This window comes from Arthrobacter sp. TE12232 (assembly GCF_054062615.1).
The window spans coordinates 2899193-2914068 of sequence record NZ_JBSSFK010000001.1 but is presented as its reverse complement, the minus strand read 5'-3'; the positions used below and the strand labels follow the sequence as shown (position 1 = coordinate 2914068).

Genomic DNA, 14876 nt, shown 5'->3' with positions numbered 1-14876 from the left:
GCCGGATGTGTCCGGCACCGCCCCTTCTGTGTCCAAGGCTGGTGTCCAGCGCCGACAGCTAGGCGGAGACCTCGGCTCGCGCGGCCCTGCGTTCCACGGCAACTTCCACCAGCACGCCGGCGGCGAACACAATGGGCACAGTCAGCAGCAGGCCCACGGCCGTTTCGGCACTGCCGCCGATCAGTGCGGTGAAGTTGCTGATCACGAGGGACAGGACCCAGCCAAGCAGCACGGTGGCGAGCACCGGTGCCACCACGGTCTGCCAGAGCTGGCCGGGCACCCTTTCGCGCCGGAAGTACGCGACGACGGCCAGGGAGCAGAGCATGTACAGGACCAGGAGCGCCGCCACGGCCAACCCGCTGAACCAGGAGAAGAGGGTCAGGACAGGGTCCAGGGACAGCACGGCGAACGGCGCCACGAGCAGGAAAGCGACCACGGTCTGGATCCGGGCGGCGACGGCGGGGGCCTTGTGCCGGTTGGTCCGGGCCACTCCGCGGGGCATCGACCCGCGCAGGGCCAGCGAATGGAGGTAGCGGTTGATGCCGTTGTGGAAGGCGATGATGCCGGCCAGCAGGGAAGTCACGAGCAGCATGCCGGTGACGGTTCCGGCCCACGGCCCGAACAGCTCCACCATGGGTGTCAGCACGAAGGACGTGGAGTCGCCGGATTCCAGGGCCGCGCCCGCGGCGTCGATGACGTGCGAGGGGCCGTAGTAGCTGACCAGCATCCACGAAATGAAGGAGAAGAAGACCGCGATGACCCCCACCGAAAGATAGGTGGCACGGGCCACCGTGCGGTGGGCGTCCTTGGCCTCGGCCGAGTAGATGGCCGTGGATTCAAAGCCGAACATCGAGGCGACAGCGAACATGATGGCTACGCCCGGGGCGCCTGCGCCGATCGCCGCGGGAGAGAAGGAGGCAGCCAGGCTGAGCCCTTCCGGTCCTCCGCCCCGCAGCAGCACGGTGAAGCCAAACATGAGCAGGATCGCGACCTCGAGGCCTACGAGCACCGCCAGGACCCGGGCCCCGAGTTCGATGTTGAGGGATCCCAGCACCTGCACGCCCGCCATGGTGATCATGGCCAGCAGCCACCAGGGAACCACGATCCCGGCGGTTCCGAGGACGCCCGAAAACGCGGCGCCGTATAGCCCGTACATCGCAGCCTGGACCGTGCTGTACGCGAGGAGCGCGAGCCACGCCGCTCCGGCCCCGATCTTCCGCCCAAAGGCGGCGGTGACATAGGCGTAGAAGGCGCCGTTGGCCTGGATCTTGCGGCTCATCGCGACGAACCCGACGGCGAAGATCACGATCACGATGCCCACCACCAGATACGCGCCGGGCGCGCCGGGACCGTTGCCGAGGGCCGCGGCCAGCGGTGACGCCCCGACGATTCCGGTCAACGGCGCCTGGGCGGACAACACAAAGAAGAGAATGCCCATGACGCCGACGCTTCCGGCGCGCAGCGCGGTGGAGTGCTCCGTGCGAGGACTGGCTTCTGCGGTCGGGGACTCGGATTTTGAAATACTCATCGGATCCTTCTTAACGGTCATGAGTCTGGGAAATTTCGGTCTGGGAATATGGGGGGTGCGTTGCACCGTGAAATCCAGCATGGCAGGTGGCGCGCGTCACGCTCTTGTCGCTCAGCGATCGGTTGTTGTTCCCCAGCGCAATGGAATCCCGGGCCCTCGCGATCATTCGCAGCGGGTCAACTGCAGTTCGCGCAAAGACAAGACTGCAGGTCCGGCACCGGAGGAAACTCGGACATGACAGTACGGGCGCTCTGGAACCATCTTGCGCCGCGTGCAGCGTCTCAACAACACAGCGCTTCAATGACCCAGCCCTCAACTACCTGTGCCTTAACTACCAGCGCCTCAACTACTCGATGTGGAGTACACCCATGGAAACCTACGACGCCCTTCTCGCCTCGATCTCCCCGACGTCCGGGGAAACCCGGACCATCCTGGACCCCGCCACCGGCCAGCCGGTCGGACAGGCCCCGGTCCACACCGTTGAGGACCTGGAGCAGGCCATCGCGGCCGCAACGGCTGCCCAGCCGGCCTGGGCCGCCCTGGGCCACGACGCCCGCTCCGCCGCGCTCCTCAGGGCAGCCGACGCCGTCGAACGCTCCGCCGAGGAACTCGCCCGCCTGCTCTCCCGTGAACAGGGCAAGCCCCTTAACGGCCCCAACGCCCGCTTCGAAGTCGGCGCCTGCGCCGCCTGGCTGCGCGTCGCCGCCACCACAGCTTTGGAGCCGGAAACCGTGGTGGACGACGGCGAAACCCGCGCCGAACTCCACTACCGGCCCATCGGCGTCGTCGGCGCTATCGGCCCCTGGAACTGGCCCATGATGATCACGGTCTGGCAGCTCGCCCCCGCCCTGCGGATGGGCAACGCCGTGGTGGTCAAACCCTCCGAATACACCCCGCTCTCCGTCCTGGCCCTCGCCGCCGTTATCAACGAGGAACTCCCCGAGGGCCTGTTGTCCGTGGTCTCCGGCGGCCGGGAGGTCGGCGAGGCCCTGGCCGGGCACCCCGGCATCGGCAAGATCATGTTCACCGGCTCCACCGCCACCGGCAAGGCCATCATCAAGTCCTCCGCGGACACCGTCAAACGCCTCACCCTGGAACTCGGCGGCAACGACGCCGGCATCGTCCTGCCCGACGCCGACCCCAAAGCCATCGCCGAAGGCCTGTTCTGGGGCGCGTTCATCAACACCGGCCAGACCTGCGCGGCCCTCAAACGCCTCTACGTCCACACCGACATCTACGATGCCGTCTGCGAGGAACTCACCAACGTCGCCGCCGCGATGCCCATGGGCATCGGCCTGGACGAGGCCAACGTGCTCGGCCCGCTGCAGAACCGCCAGCAATACGACATCGTCGCCCGGCTCGTGGATGCCGCCAAGGCCTCCGGTGCCCGGGTCCTGCTCGGCGGCAACCCCGACCCGGACCGGACCGGCCACTTCTACCCCACCACCCTGATCGCGGACATCGACAACGACAACCCGCTCGTCGCCGAGGAGCAGTTCGGCCCCGCCCTGCCGATCATCCGCTACAGCACCGTCGACGAAGCCGTCGCCAACGCCAACGCCCTCGACGTCGGACTCGGCGCCTCCGTGTGGTCCTCCGACCCCGCCGCAGCCCGCACCGTCGCGGCCCGGCTCGAAGCCGGCACCGTCTGGATCAACAAACACGGCGCCGTAGACCCCCGCATCCCCTTCGGCGGAGCCAAGCAATCCGGCTACGGCCTCGAATTCGGCGTCGAAGGCCTCAAAGCCCTCGGCGTGCCCCAGGTCATCAACGGCTGACGCCGCTCTTATTGGGGGCCGGCGCAGCTACCTGCGGCACGGGTTCGTGCCGCAGGTAGCTGCGCCGGAACCGGCCGCTGCCGGCGGTCAAGGCCCGCAGCTCCACCGCGTACTTCAGCAGCTCCTGGTCCGGAACCTCGGCGCTGATCTCGGTGCTGTCGTCCGCGGCGGACGTCGTTCCCGTCAGCCGCGCCCGGCGGGAGGACAAGTCGCTCATCACGGCGCCCACGTGGTCCTCCGAAACGCTGATGGTCACAGCCGAGACCGGTTCCAGGAACTGAATCCGGGTGGCCGCTGCGGCTTCGCGAAGGGCCAGGGCACCGGCCGCCTGGAAGGCCGCGTCGGAGGAGTCCACGCTGTGGGTCTTGCCGCCAACCAGCGTCACCCGGATATCCACCACGGGGAATCCGGCGGAGACGCCTTTCTGCATCTGCGCCCGCACGCCTTTTTCCACCGAGGCGATGAAGGGCCCGGGAATCACCCCGCCCACCGTCTTGTCGACAAATTCGAATCCGGCGCCGCGCTCGAGGGGCTCCACCTCGATGTCGCAGACGGCGTACTGGCCGTGGCCGCCGGATTGTTTGACATACCGCCCGTGGCCGGCCGCCGGCGCGGCGAACGTTTCGCGCAGCGGGGTGACCACCGGTACGGTCTGCAGGTTCACTCCCTGGTCCCGCAGCCTGCCCAGGACGACGTCGGCATGGGCCTCGCCCATGCACCACAGGATCAGCTGGTGGGTTTCAGAGTTCCGTTCCACCCGCAGCGTCGGGTCCCCGGCGATGACCTTGCCCAGGTTCCTGGCCAGGACGTCCTCATCGCCGTGTGTGGCCGCTTCGATGGCCACCGGCATGAGCGGATCCGGCATGTCCCAGGCGGCGACCAGCAAAGGCGACTCCTTGGCCGAAATCGTGTCGCCGGTCTCCGCGGTGCCCAGTTTGGTCAGCGCGCAGATATCCCCGGCCACGCAGAACGCTACCGGCCGCAGACCGGATCCGAGCGGCGAGTACAGGTGCGTGATGCGCTCGTCGCTGTCGTGGTCCTCGTGGCCGCGGTCCGCCATGCCGCGGCCGCCCACGTGGATGGCGGTGTCCTCCCGCACGACGCCGGAGAAGACGCGCACCAGGCAGACCCGGCCGAGGAATGGGTCGATCGTCGTGCGCACCACTTCGCCGAGCAGCGGCCCTTCAGGGTCACAGGCCAGCGGGCCGGCGGCCACGCCGTCGAGGTCCGTGGCTGTCGGGACCCCGCGCTCAGCCGGCGTGGGAAAAGCGCGCACCAGGACGTCCAGCAGTTCCGCCAGGCCAAGTCCTGATTCCGCGGACACCGGCAGCAAGGGGTGAAAGGACCCGCGGGCGACGGCGGTCTCCAGATCGGCGATCAGGGCTTCGGAGGCGATTTCTTCACCCCCGAGGTACCGGTCCATGAGCGTCTCGTCCTCGCTCTCGGCGATGATCCCTTCGATAAGCGCGCCCCGCGCGGGCTCCGACCCGGCGAGCTCGACGTCGGTCGCGGCGCGGGCTGCGGGTGCCGCTTCGTCCGAACCGTACTGGGAAACCGTGCCGGTCAGCAGCCCCAGCAGGCCGGTGACGGCACCGTCGGCGCTGACCGGTAAGTAAAGCGGCACGATGGAGTCGCCAAACGCCAGCCGGCAGCGGGCAAGGGCGGCGTCGAAATCCGCGCGCGGATGGTCCAGACGGCTAATGACCACGGCCCGGGGCATTCCGAGCCGTTGGCACTCGTTCCAGAGCGCGGTGGTCGCGGCGTCGACGTCGTCGGTGGCCGATACGACAAACAGCACCGCGTCCGCCGCCCTCAGCCCGGCGCGCAGTTCTCCGATGAAATCCGTATAACCGGGAGTGTCCAGCAGGTTCACCTTGATGCCGCCGACCGTCACGGGCACCACGGCCAGTGCCACGGAGCGTTGCTGGGCGATGGCGGCGGGATCCGAGTCGCTCACCGTGGTGCCGTCGGCGATCGAGCCCTTGCGCGTGATGGCCCCGGTGGCGGCAAGCAGAGCTTCAGTGAGCATCGTCTTTCCAGCACCTGAATGGCCTACAAGTGCCACATTGCGGATCTTGTCCGGCTGCTCCGGCGGCGCGGAGCCGTTGGCGTCGGCCCGCCGGAGGTCAGACGTGCCCCGTGCCGGACCCCTCGACGGAGTCTTGGCGGCTTTCGATGGCATGAAATCCTCCTGGCGTGGCGTCCACTCGTGCCCCGCAGGGCCTTCCGTTAAGGATTGGACACCCTGGGACGCCCGGACAGCAAGGGCTTTTTCACGCCGCGGCCGGAGCAACCAGGGATCCGGAGGCCGCCCGGTCCTTGAGCCAGCGGCCCAGGGCCTTTCCTTTGCCCTTCCACCAATTGTCTTCGTCGGTGTCGTGGTGCCACCGGAAGATCACGGCGACCAGGATGAAGACGCCCGCGGCGACGTTTGTCCAGGAGCCGGACGCGGCATCGAGGAGCACGCTGAACGCCATGACAAGGATGGACGGCAGGGCCAGGGTGCGGAAGACGGTGTTGGCCACATAGCGGCGGTGGGACCGCGGGACGGAGACTGCGCGGACGAAGTCGAAGCACAGGCATACCACCACGAGCGCCTGCCCCAGGGACATGAGAATGTGCCCTGGCAGCGAGCCGGCAAACAGGACGGCCGCCTGGAGCCCCGGGCTCATCGCGTGCCCGCGAACGTGGACGGTCCAAACTCAGCTGACTCATGCATGCGATGCCCCCCGGCCTCTACGCTGCTGTGCTGGCTCCGCCCGGGCTTCCCGAAGGAGCTGCGAGCGTGTCACACCAGACTTTCTGACACCCCAATTCAACGCGCGGCCCTAGCCTGAAGTCACGCGCTTCAGGTACCCGACTATCGGAAGGCACGTTACCCGTTTCCGCTCCGCAGTACTCAGTTCGTTGCCGCGGCTACTTGCCCGGGCGCCACGGCATGCCGGCACCGCGTCTGCTGAATCCGCCCGGAGCTGCGGATAAAAGCAGACTACTTGCTCCACTAATCCAGGCCGGACACGGCGGCTCGAGGCCGTCCGCACGCGCGTAATGTCGCACCGTTTCGTCCCGCCGCGCACGTAGTTTCCGTGCGGAAACCAGAAGCTCTCCGCGCCGAAACGCGAGTACCTTACTCGGGAGTAGGTAATCCCGGGGCGAAAAGACGAGTACAACTACGCGTTGTCCCGTCCGCTCTTCCCCGCAACGATTGGGCCATCGATTCAGCGCGGCAACCGCAGGATTGGGGGGAATGCGGCTCAGGCCTGTTGACTCCTGTCCGGGTGCCACCCACACAAGGAGTCTCACAAATGCGCAAGCTCACCAAGAAGAGCAAGGTCATCGCCGTTGCAGCCTCAGTCGCCCTCGTGGCCGTCGGCGGCGGCACTGCCTACGCCTACTGGACCACCACCGGCGCCGGCACCGGCACCGCTGCCAACTCCACCGGCGGCGGCACCGTGACCCTGCATGCAAGCTTCGCGGCCGGCCTGGCACCGGGCAACTCGGTGCCCGTGACGTACACGGCCGACAACAGCACCAACACCGGCACCGTCGTCGGCGCCCTCACCGCAAAGGTGACCACGAGCGTGGATACCTGTCTGCCGGCATGGTTCACGGTCAGCGCCGATACGTCGAACTCCCCGGTCGCGGCGAACAGCACAGGCACCCAGGTGGGGACGGGAACACTGGAGTTCCTCAATAGCGCCGCCAACCAGGATGCCTGCAAGTCGGCCATCGTCACGGTCACAGTCGGCAGCGTATAGCTGGCGTCCCCGGCGGGCCGGACACGCGGCCCGCCGGGGCGGCCTTCGGGCCTCCGCACAACAACGCATCAGCCACCGCCGACACCCACGATCCGCGCCATGCCGCCGGGTCGAAGGAGGATAGGGAATGCAGCATCTACTGCGGTTCTTCCGGCTCGCAGGGGATCACGCGGGCCTCGCCGGCCGCGTCCTCATCATTGGCCTGCTGGCCATCTTCCTGCCGGCGGGCACGCTCTACGCGGCCGGGCAGCAGTCGGCCCCGCAAAAGCCCGGGATCCTGGTGCAGGTCACGCCGTCCAGCCGGAACGTGGACCAGGGACAGGCCACAAGCTATTCCGCAACCGTCAGCTCCACGGGCGGGTTTGCGGGCACGGTAGTGCTGGCTGTCGCCGGCCTCCCGGCGGGGGCAGCGGCCAGCTTCTCGCCGTCGTCCGTCAAGCTGACGGCCGGGGGTACGGCCCAGCTCAGCATGAATGTATCCACGGCATCCTCTACTGCCGCCGGAGACTACGCTTTGACCGTGACGGGCCAGAGCGGCGCGATCCAGTCGGCTTCCGTACAAACCCAGTTGCGGGTCAAGGCTCCCCTTCGGGTGTTCGGGCTCTCCGGCGATGTGGCGGGACTGCTCGCCCCCGGCACGAGCCGGCCGCTGGACCTCGGATTCAACAACCCGGATAAGAGCATCGACGTCGGCAACCTGACGGTCTCGATCGCGGGTGTAGTCCGCACCGCGAAGGCGATCGCGGCTAGCCTGCCCTGCACGGCGCAGGACTATGCCGTGGTGCAGTTCAGCGGGCGCTATCCCCTGGCGGTTCCGGCCGGCAGCAGCTCGCTCTCACAACTTGGCGTTCCATCCGCCCAATGGCCGCGGATCGCAATGCTCGACACTCCTCGTCTCCAGGACGGCTGCAAGGGCGCAGTCCTCCAGTTGGCCTACTCGGGATCAGGGCAGGGAAACTGACATGCAATCCACACGATCCATGCTGCGCGGCACCAGAGTCGCCGGAACTGCCTCCGCCGCTACCGCCGCGCTCTGTCTGCTGGCCGGTGGCGGCACCGCCTACGCCTACTGGGCCACTACCGGCACGGGTTCCGGTGCCGCAGCCGCAGCCCCGATGCAGACCGTCGCCGTCGACGCGTTTGTTGCCGGCGACTCGAACCGGACCAGTCTGGTTCCGGGCGGCAGCGCTGACGTCATCCTCCGCGCCAGCAACCCCAACGCGTTCGCGGTTCAGTTGTACTCGGTGGCCTCCAGCGGGGCAATCACGGCCGATGCCGCCCATTCCGGATGCACCACCACCGGGGTGTCCTTCACGGCCCCGGCCGCACCGCTCGCACCTGCCGTGACCATCCCGGCTAACTCATCCCTGCTGGTCACCCTGCCGGGCGCGGCCGGCATGTCCGCCCAGTCACAGTCCGCCTGCCAGGGCGCGACCTTCAAAATTCCCGTCACCGTGGAGGCCCGACGATGAGCCGTCGCAACACCCGCCAGGCACACCCGAGCATCCGGAGCCGCGTTGCCGTCATCGTTGCCGGCGTTGCCCTGCTCTCGTGGGCCGGTCCGGGGGCCAACGCCTTCTGGGCGTCGGTCGCGAACGGGGGGTCCGCGGCGGCCGCCGCTGATGCCGTGGCCGCCGGCGCCACGCCTTCGGCCAGCGTGTCTGCGGGAAATGTCACGCTGGCATGGAAGGCCGCCGCCACCCTTGCCGGCCGCCCTGTCAGCGGCTACACGCTGGCCCGCTATGCTTCCGCATCCGGCGGCACCAGAATCGCCGCGGGGGGAACCTGCACGGGCACGGTTACCGCGGGGCTGGGCTGCACCGACCAAGGCGTCCCGACCGGCACTTGGTACTACACGGTCACCCCCGTACTCGGGCAGTGGCAAGGACCCGAGAGCGTCCGGAGCGCAGGCGCCGCCGTTGACACCACCCCGCCAGCCGCCCCTACCGTCTCGGCCCCGGCCTATGTCAACTCCGCCACCGTCGCCACCGTACCCGTCAGCGGCACCACCGAACCCGGGGCATCCATTGCCCTGACGGTCAAGGACGCCGGCACCCCCGTGCATACCGTCACCGCTGCTGTGACCGCGGACGCGTCCGGAGCCTGGAACACCGCTGTGAACCTCTCGTCTCTGGCTGACGGGACGCTCACGTACAGCGCCGTCGCGACCGACACCGCGGGCAACCAGGGCAATCCCACACCGCCGGGCACAGTAACCTCCGTCAAGGACGTCACTGCCCCGACGGTGTCCGGGGTGGTGCTGGCCGACGGCGGCGGCAAGGGCGGCAAGATCGAACCCGGCGACAAGGCCACCATCACCTTCTTCGAAGCCCTGGACTCCTCGACAATCTGCAGCAGCTGGGCCCCCGGTGCCGCAGGGACCCTCAGCGGGGACAACCAGGTCACTGTCACCATCAGCGCGGGCAACGTCCTCAGCGTCAGCGTGGACAGCTCGGCCTGCCCGACGTCGAGAATTGGCAGCGTCGCCCTCGCTGGAAACTACTCCCCGTCGGGAACACTCACTTACAAGGGTGCCGGAGGGTCCGCCTCGACGGTCAGCTGGAGCCCCGCCACCCGGATGCTCACCATCACACTGGGGGCCTTGGCCACGGGAAGCGCGAACAATGGAACGGTTAAGGCCGCTGTGCCGACGTACACGCCCACAGGTGGCATGCGGGACGTAGCAGGCAACGCCCTTGCCGTCACCCCGGTGGCAGGCTCGAGTTCGTCCTTCTGACACATCGCAGGAGTGCCCGGGACCCTCAGGGTCCCGGGCACTCCTGCGTTAAGCCAGGATTCAGTCTTCGATCCCCCGCGGCCGCCACACCACCAACGCCTGCGACCTCGCTTGGGGGCGCTTGCCGCGGGCCAGGCTGACGACGTCGCCCGCGGCTCCCGCGGCGAAGATGCGGGAGTCCAGGGCACGGGGGCGGCGTTCAAGTTCTTCGCTCAGCTCGGCAACACGCCGTTGCAGGGCTGCCACCTGGTTCTCCAGCTGCAGGATCCGTTTGATGCCTTCGAGCGAGACGCCCTCCTGGGAAAGCCGCTGGACCTCGCGGAGCATGTTCACATCGCGCTGCGAATAGCGCCTCGATTTGCCCGGGGCGCGGCTGGGCGAGACGATCCCCAACCGGTCGTACTGGCGCAGCGTCTGCGGGTGCATGTCCGCCAGCTCGGCGGCAACGGAGATGACGAAGATCGGCTGATCGAAGTCGATGGCCATGGCGGGACTCCGTTCCTAGAGCCGGGCCTTGGCTGCCAGGCCCGCGCGGACGTCCTCGTCGGCAGTGGCCGCGGCGAAGGCCTTCACGGCTTCCTCCGCTTCCTTGCTCAGCCGCCGCGGGACAGCGACGTCGATTGTCACCAGCAGATCGCCGGTGCCGCTGGCGTGCTTGACGCCGCGGCCTTTGACGCGCAGCGTGCGGCCGGACGGCGTCCCTGCGGGGACCCTGACTTTGACCTTGTCGCCGTCGATCGTCGGAACCTCGACATCGGCGCCCAGGGCCGCCTCCGGGAAGGAGACGGGGACGTGGATGCGGAGGTTTTCGCCATCGCGGACGTAGAAATCATGGGGCTTTACGGAGACGGTGACCATGAGGTCGCCGTAGCCGGCGGGACCGTGCTGGCCTTTGCCGCGAACGCGGACCTTCTGCCCGTCTTTGATGCCGGCCGGAATGCGGACGTCGATGACCTCGCCGTCGGGTTCACGCAAGCCGATGGTGGTACCGCGGATGGACCCGGCAAATGAGATCGAAGTGGACGCGGTGCGGTCCGCGCCCTTCTGCGGAGCGCGCTGGAACGACTGGCCGCCGCCACCGAACCCACCGCCGCCGAAGAGATCGGCGAACTCGGGCGGAATGCCGCCGGCGGTGCTGTAGCTGCCGGAATGGCGTCCCCCGCCGCCGGTGAAGAGTCCGCCGAAGAGGTCTTCGAAGCCTGCGCCGCCGGCAGCCCCGCCGCCTCCACCGGGGGCAAAGCGCGCGCCGCCGCCCATCGCCCGGATGGCGTCATACTGCTGGCGCTCATCGGCGTCGGACAACACGGAATAGGCCTCGGAGATGTCCTTGAACTTCTTCTCCGACGCCGCATTGCCCGCGTTGGTATCCGGGTGGTGCTGCCGGGCAAGCTTCCGGTAAGCCTTCTTGATATCGGCGTCGGAAGCGTCCTTGGCGACACCAAGGATCTTGTAAAAGTCCTTGTCCACCCAATCCTGGCTAGCCAATGGCGTTTCCTTTCAAAAGTCATGCAGAGTGCGCTTCGCAGATGATGGGCCCCCGCCCCTTCGCGTGGTGGCTTGGTCCTGACGGACCCAGCCACCACGCTCCGGCAGGCCCGATGCCACTCCCGGGGCCCATCATCTGCTTCGCGCTGTTTGTCCACTCACTTTAGGCGAGCAACACGCTGGCGCGGAGGCCGGATAGGGGGCGGCGGTGTGGAGGGCACCGCCCCCTATCCGGCGTAGCGCCGAACGCAACCTAGGCAGGTACCGCGACGATCACCTGTGCCGCACGGAGGACGCGGTCGCCGGACTTGTAGCCCGAACGCAGGACCTGGCTGACGGTATCGAAGTCAATATCCGTGCCGGGCTGCTGGATGAGGGCCTCGTGGATCGTGGGGTCGAACTCCACGCCGGTCTCATCGATGCGGACCAGTCCGTACGTCTTCAGCGCAGTCTCCAGCTTGGTGGCAATCGCGGCGAAAGGTCCGTCCGCGAGGTCACCGTGCTGGCGGGCGGCATCGACGTCGTCCAGTACCGGCAGCAGGGCGTTCAGGACGCCGATGACGGCCATCTCGCCCGCGACGGCACGGTCGCGTTCGACCCGCTTGCGGTAGTTGACGTACTCGGCCTGCAGGCGGCGAAGGTCATCCCTGAGCTCCTCCGCCTCGGCGGCGCCGGCTGCGCCCTGGGCCACCGAGTCGGCGGCGGGCACCTCAACGCTGTTGAGGATGTCCTCCGCCTGGGACAGTGCGTCCCCGGAGTCCGCATGATGTTCCTGGTCAGGGTGGCGGGCCTGGCCGGTCTTCGGATCGACCTTGCGGTTGTCGTGGATCACCGGCTTCTGCGGCTCGTTTTCCCGCTGTTCAGCGTCACGCCGGTTCTCGGAAGAACCGTGCTCTTCTTCGTTACCGTGGTGCGGCATGATTACTTCTTCTCGTCTTCGTCAACGATTTCGGCGTCGACGATGTCCTCGTCGGTGCCCGCTGCCTGCTCGCCTGCGGGGGCACCGTGGGCGCCGGCGGCGCCGTCAGGGGATCCTGCGTGGGCGTAGATGGCCTCGCCGAGCTTGCTCTGGGAAGCCTGCAGCTTCTCAAACGCGGTCTTCACGGCGGCGTCGTCGGTGCCTTCGAGGGCTGCCTTGAGGGCGTCGACGTCGGCCTTGACCTCGGTCTTGACCTCTTCCGGCAGCTTGTCGGCGTTGTCCGCGATCAGCTTGTCTACGGAGTAGGCGAGCTGTTCGGCCGTGTTGCGGGTGTCGGTTGCCTCGCGGCGAGCCTTGTCCTCGGCTGCGTGCTCCTCGGCGTCACGGACCATGCGGTCGATGTCTTCCTTGGACAGCGCGGTGCCGCCGGTGATGGTCATGGACTGTTCCTTGCCGGTGCCCTTGTCCTTCGCCGAGACGTGCACGATGCCGTTGGCGTCGATGTCGAAGGTGACCTCGACCTGCGGGACGCCGCGGGGGGCCGGAGCGATGCCGGTCAGTTCGAACGTGCCCAGCGGCTTGTTGTCGCGGGTGAACTCACGCTCGCCCTGGAAGACCTGGATGGCCACGGACGGCTGGTTGTCATCCGCGGTGGTGAAGGTTTCGCTCCGCTTGGTGGGGATGGCCGTGTTGCGCTCGATCAGGTGCGTCATGATGCCGCCCTTGGTTTCGATGCCCAGGGACAACGGGGTGACGTCGATCAGGAGCACGTCCTTGCGCTCACCCTTGAGGACACCGGCCTGCAGGGCGGCGCCGACGGCGACGACCTCATCCGGGTTGACGCCCTTGTTGGGTTCCTTGCCGCCGGCCAGTTCCTTGACGAGGTCGTACACGGCCGGCATGCGGGTGGAACCGCCGACGAGCACGATGTGGTCGATCTCGGAAAGCTTGATACCGGCTTCCTTGATGACGTCCTGGAACGGCTTCTTGGTGCGGTCCAGCAGGTCCTTGGTGAGGTCCTGGAACTTGGCGCGGGTCAGCTGCTCGTCCAGGTGGACCGGGCCGTCGGGGGTGACGGACAGGTACTGGAGGGAGACGTTGGTGCTGGAGGAGGAGGACAGTTCCTTCTTGGCCTGCTCGGCTGCCTCACGGAGGCGCTGCAGGGCGATCTTGTCCTTGGTGAGGTCGATGCCCTTGACCTTGAGCTGGTTCAGCAGGTAGTCCACGACACGCTGGTCCCAGTCGTCGCCGCCGAGGTGGTTGTCACCGGCGGTGGCGCGGACCTGGATCGTGGAGAAGTTGTCTTCGTCCTTGCCGACCTCCAGGAGGGAGACGTCGAAGGTTCCGCCGCCGAGGTCGAAGACCAGGATGAGTTCGTCTTCCTTGCCCTTGTCCAGGCCGTAGGCCAAGGCGGCCGCGGTGGGCTCGTTGACGATGCGCAGGACGTTGAGGCCGGCGATTTCACCGGCTTCCTTGGTGGCCTGGCGCTGGGCGTCGTTGAAGTAGGCCGGGACGGTGACGACGGCGTCGGTGACCTTTTCCCCGAGGTAGGACTCGGCGTCGTTCTTCAGCTTCATGAGGATACGGGCGGAGATTTCCTGCGCCGTGTACTTCTTGTCGTCAATGGCGACGGTCCAGTCGGTGCCCATGTGGCGCTTGACGGACGCGATGGTGCGGTCAATGTTGTTGACGGCCTGGCGCTTCGCGATCTCGCCGACAAGGACCTCGCCGGACTTGGAGAACGCAACGACCGACGGCGTGGTGCGGCCACCCTCGGCGTTGGCAATGACGGTGGGCTCGCCACCTTCGAGAACGGAGACGACGGAGTTAGTGGTTCCGAGGTCAATACCTACTGCACGTGACATGGGTTGCTTCCTTACTTTCCTTGGAATCTTTGAGGAATCCGCGGACCACAGTGCTTCTAACCGCAAAGGGTTCTAACAACAAAGGGCCCGACCGTTATTGAGCGATCTACACTCAACTTTACCCAGACCCGGATTTAAGTCAATCCAAAGTTGAGCGCAATCGACTCAACTTTGCTCCAGCCGCGGTCGGCGGCCTCTCCTTGCCGCCTGAATTCCCCGGATTTCAGGCCTTCCGGCGCGCTCCGGGGCCGTGTTTCGCCCTGCGCGAACCTTCAGCGCGCGGACCCCCGCGGCAGAGGGCCCCGCGGGGGGGACCACTGCCTGCACTACTTATCGGTCGACGTCCCCGGACGATTCGCCCGCTGCCTGCCGGCCTGCACGCTCGGCGCCGGCCGTTCCGGCGGTTCCGTAGTCGCCCTCCGGGTACTCTGCTTCCTCGGCGACGGACTCCTCACCGGAGGCCTCGGGCGCCGAGACTCCGGCGTCGCCGTAGTCCCCCGCGGCGTAGTCGCCCTCCACCTGGCCGACAGCGGCCGCACCGGCCAGGCCGGCGTCGCCGTAGTCCCCCGCCGAATACTCCCCCTCGACGGCCGTGGGCGGGACTTCGCCGGCCGTGCCCGCGGTGCCGTAGTCGCCCTCGACATACTGCCCCTCGGCCTCTGCTTCGCCGGACGTGGTCTCGCCCGACACGTTCTTTTCCGGCATATCCTCTTCAGGCGTGTTCTTTTCAGAAATGTTCTCTTCGGACATGTTCTCTTCAGACATGGATGGATCCTTCCTGAAAGCATCGGGTGCGCCCGTGCGGG

General features: G+C 67.5%; 13 protein-coding genes. 5 read left to right on the top strand and 8 right to left on the bottom strand.

The window, feature by feature from the left end; genetic code table 11:
- Positions 1 to 58: 58 nt before the first annotated feature.
- Entirely contained in the window at positions 59 to 1528 is a 1470-nt protein-coding gene (locus tag ACVWZ7_RS12930) for an APC family permease (protein ID WP_344366030.1), read from the bottom strand.
- Positions 1529 to 1896: 368 nt separating this feature from the next.
- On the opposite strand from ACVWZ7_RS12930, the gene ACVWZ7_RS12925 reads away from it, so the two are divergent.
- The gene (locus ACVWZ7_RS12925; RefSeq protein WP_456508067.1) at positions 1897 to 3306 is read left to right on the top strand and encodes an aldehyde dehydrogenase family protein; all 1410 of its coding nucleotides are present in this window, start codon (positions 1897 to 1899) and stop codon (positions 3304 to 3306) included.
- On the opposite strand, the gene ACVWZ7_RS12920 is transcribed toward ACVWZ7_RS12925, so the two are convergent.
- Both ACVWZ7_RS12920 and ACVWZ7_RS12915 read right to left on the bottom strand, forming a co-directional pair.
- Positions 3296 to 5488 (bottom strand): elongation factor G-like protein EF-G2, encoded by a 2193-nt coding sequence (locus ACVWZ7_RS12920; RefSeq protein WP_456508066.1) that lies wholly within the window; start codon positions 5486 to 5488, stop codon positions 3296 to 3298. The genes ACVWZ7_RS12925 and ACVWZ7_RS12920 overlap by 11 nt on opposite strands.
- A gap of 91 nt (positions 5489 to 5579) precedes the next feature.
- Entirely contained in the window at positions 5580 to 5978 is a 399-nt protein-coding gene (locus tag ACVWZ7_RS12915) for a hypothetical protein (RefSeq protein WP_116767261.1), read from the bottom strand.
- A 633-nt stretch (positions 5979 to 6611) separates the two neighbouring features.
- Here ACVWZ7_RS12915 and ACVWZ7_RS12910 point away from each other — a divergent pair.
- The 4 genes from ACVWZ7_RS12910 (at position 6612) to ACVWZ7_RS12895 (ending at position 9801) form a co-directional block, all read left to right on the top strand.
- Positions 6612 to 7064: a hypothetical protein gene (locus ACVWZ7_RS12910; protein ID WP_456508065.1), complete on the top strand. Its 453-nt coding sequence runs from the start codon at positions 6612 to 6614 to the stop codon at positions 7062 to 7064.
- A gap of 127 nt (positions 7065 to 7191) precedes the next feature.
- Positions 7192 to 8025 (top strand): COG1470 family protein, encoded by an 834-nt coding sequence (locus ACVWZ7_RS12905; RefSeq protein WP_456508064.1) that lies wholly within the window; start codon positions 7192 to 7194, stop codon positions 8023 to 8025.
- A 1-nt stretch (position 8026) separates the two neighbouring features.
- Positions 8027 to 8536: a hypothetical protein gene (locus tag ACVWZ7_RS12900; RefSeq protein ID WP_344366044.1), complete on the top strand. Its 510-nt coding sequence runs from the start codon at positions 8027 to 8029 to the stop codon at positions 8534 to 8536.
- Positions 8533 to 9801 carry an Ig-like domain-containing protein gene (locus tag ACVWZ7_RS12895; protein WP_344366047.1) on the top strand — a complete coding sequence of 423 codons (1269 nt, stop codon included), beginning with the start codon at positions 8533 to 8535 and terminating at the stop codon, positions 9799 to 9801. Before ACVWZ7_RS12900 ends, ACVWZ7_RS12895 begins: the two co-directional genes overlap by 4 nt.
- A 60-nt stretch (positions 9802 to 9861) precedes the next feature.
- Here ACVWZ7_RS12895 and ACVWZ7_RS12890 read toward each other — a convergent pair whose 3' ends face one another.
- The 5 genes from ACVWZ7_RS12890 to ACVWZ7_RS12870 all read right to left on the bottom strand — a co-directional run bounded on the left by ACVWZ7_RS12890 (position 9862) and on the right by ACVWZ7_RS12870 (position 14835).
- A complete protein-coding gene (locus ACVWZ7_RS12890; RefSeq protein WP_456508063.1) occupies positions 9862 to 10287 on the bottom strand; it encodes a heat shock protein transcriptional repressor HspR in 426 nt (141 codons plus the stop codon).
- Between the two features lie 15 nt (positions 10288 to 10302).
- Positions 10303 to 11286 (bottom strand): DnaJ C-terminal domain-containing protein, encoded by a 984-nt coding sequence (locus ACVWZ7_RS12885; protein WP_202615863.1) that lies wholly within the window; start codon positions 11284 to 11286, stop codon positions 10303 to 10305.
- A 253-nt stretch (positions 11287 to 11539) separates the two neighbouring features.
- The gene (locus tag ACVWZ7_RS12880) at positions 11540 to 12205 is read right to left on the bottom strand and encodes a nucleotide exchange factor GrpE (protein ID WP_202615864.1); all 666 of its coding nucleotides are present in this window, start codon (positions 12203 to 12205) and stop codon (positions 11540 to 11542) included.
- Positions 12206 to 12207: 2 nt separating this feature from the next.
- Complete coding sequence (gene dnaK, locus ACVWZ7_RS12875) at positions 12208 to 14070, bottom strand: molecular chaperone DnaK (RefSeq protein ID WP_456508062.1); 1863 nt, start codon at positions 14068 to 14070, stop codon at positions 12208 to 12210.
- 330 nt (positions 14071 to 14400) lie between these two features.
- On the bottom strand, positions 14401 to 14835 hold the full coding sequence (locus ACVWZ7_RS12870; RefSeq protein ID WP_456508061.1) for a hypothetical protein: 435 nt from the start codon (positions 14833 to 14835) through the stop codon (positions 14401 to 14403).
- Positions 14836 to 14876 lie beyond the last annotated feature (41 nt).

Coding starts and splice junctions, on each gene's coding strand:
- ACVWZ7_RS12925 (WP_456508067.1), top strand. CDS start 1,897: ATGGAAACCTACGACGCCCTTCTCGCCTCGATCTCCCCGACGTCCGGG.
- ACVWZ7_RS12920 (WP_456508066.1), bottom strand. CDS start 5,488: ATGCCATCGAAAGCCGCCAAGACTCCGTCGAGGGGTCCGGCACGGGGC.
- ACVWZ7_RS12930 (WP_344366030.1), bottom strand. CDS start 1,528: ATGAGTATTTCAAAATCCGAGTCCCCGACCGCAGAAGCCAGTCCTCGC.
- ACVWZ7_RS12870 (WP_456508061.1), bottom strand. CDS start 14,835: ATGTCTGAAGAGAACATGTCCGAAGAGAACATTTCTGAAAAGAACACG.
- ACVWZ7_RS12905 (WP_456508064.1), top strand. CDS start 7,192: ATGCAGCATCTACTGCGGTTCTTCCGGCTCGCAGGGGATCACGCGGGC.
- ACVWZ7_RS12900 (WP_344366044.1), top strand. CDS start 8,027: ATGCAATCCACACGATCCATGCTGCGCGGCACCAGAGTCGCCGGAACT.
- ACVWZ7_RS12880 (WP_202615864.1), bottom strand. CDS start 12,205: ATGCCGCACCACGGTAACGAAGAAGAGCACGGTTCTTCCGAGAACCGG.
- ACVWZ7_RS12915 (WP_116767261.1), bottom strand. CDS start 5,978: ATGAGCCCGGGGCTCCAGGCGGCCGTCCTGTTTGCCGGCTCGCTGCCA.
- ACVWZ7_RS12910 (WP_456508065.1), top strand. CDS start 6,612: ATGCGCAAGCTCACCAAGAAGAGCAAGGTCATCGCCGTTGCAGCCTCA.
- dnaK (WP_456508062.1), bottom strand. CDS start 14,070: ATGTCACGTGCAGTAGGTATTGACCTCGGAACCACTAACTCCGTCGTC.
- ACVWZ7_RS12890 (WP_456508063.1), bottom strand. CDS start 10,287: ATGGCCATCGACTTCGATCAGCCGATCTTCGTCATCTCCGTTGCCGCC.
- ACVWZ7_RS12895 (WP_344366047.1), top strand. CDS start 8,533: ATGAGCCGTCGCAACACCCGCCAGGCACACCCGAGCATCCGGAGCCGC.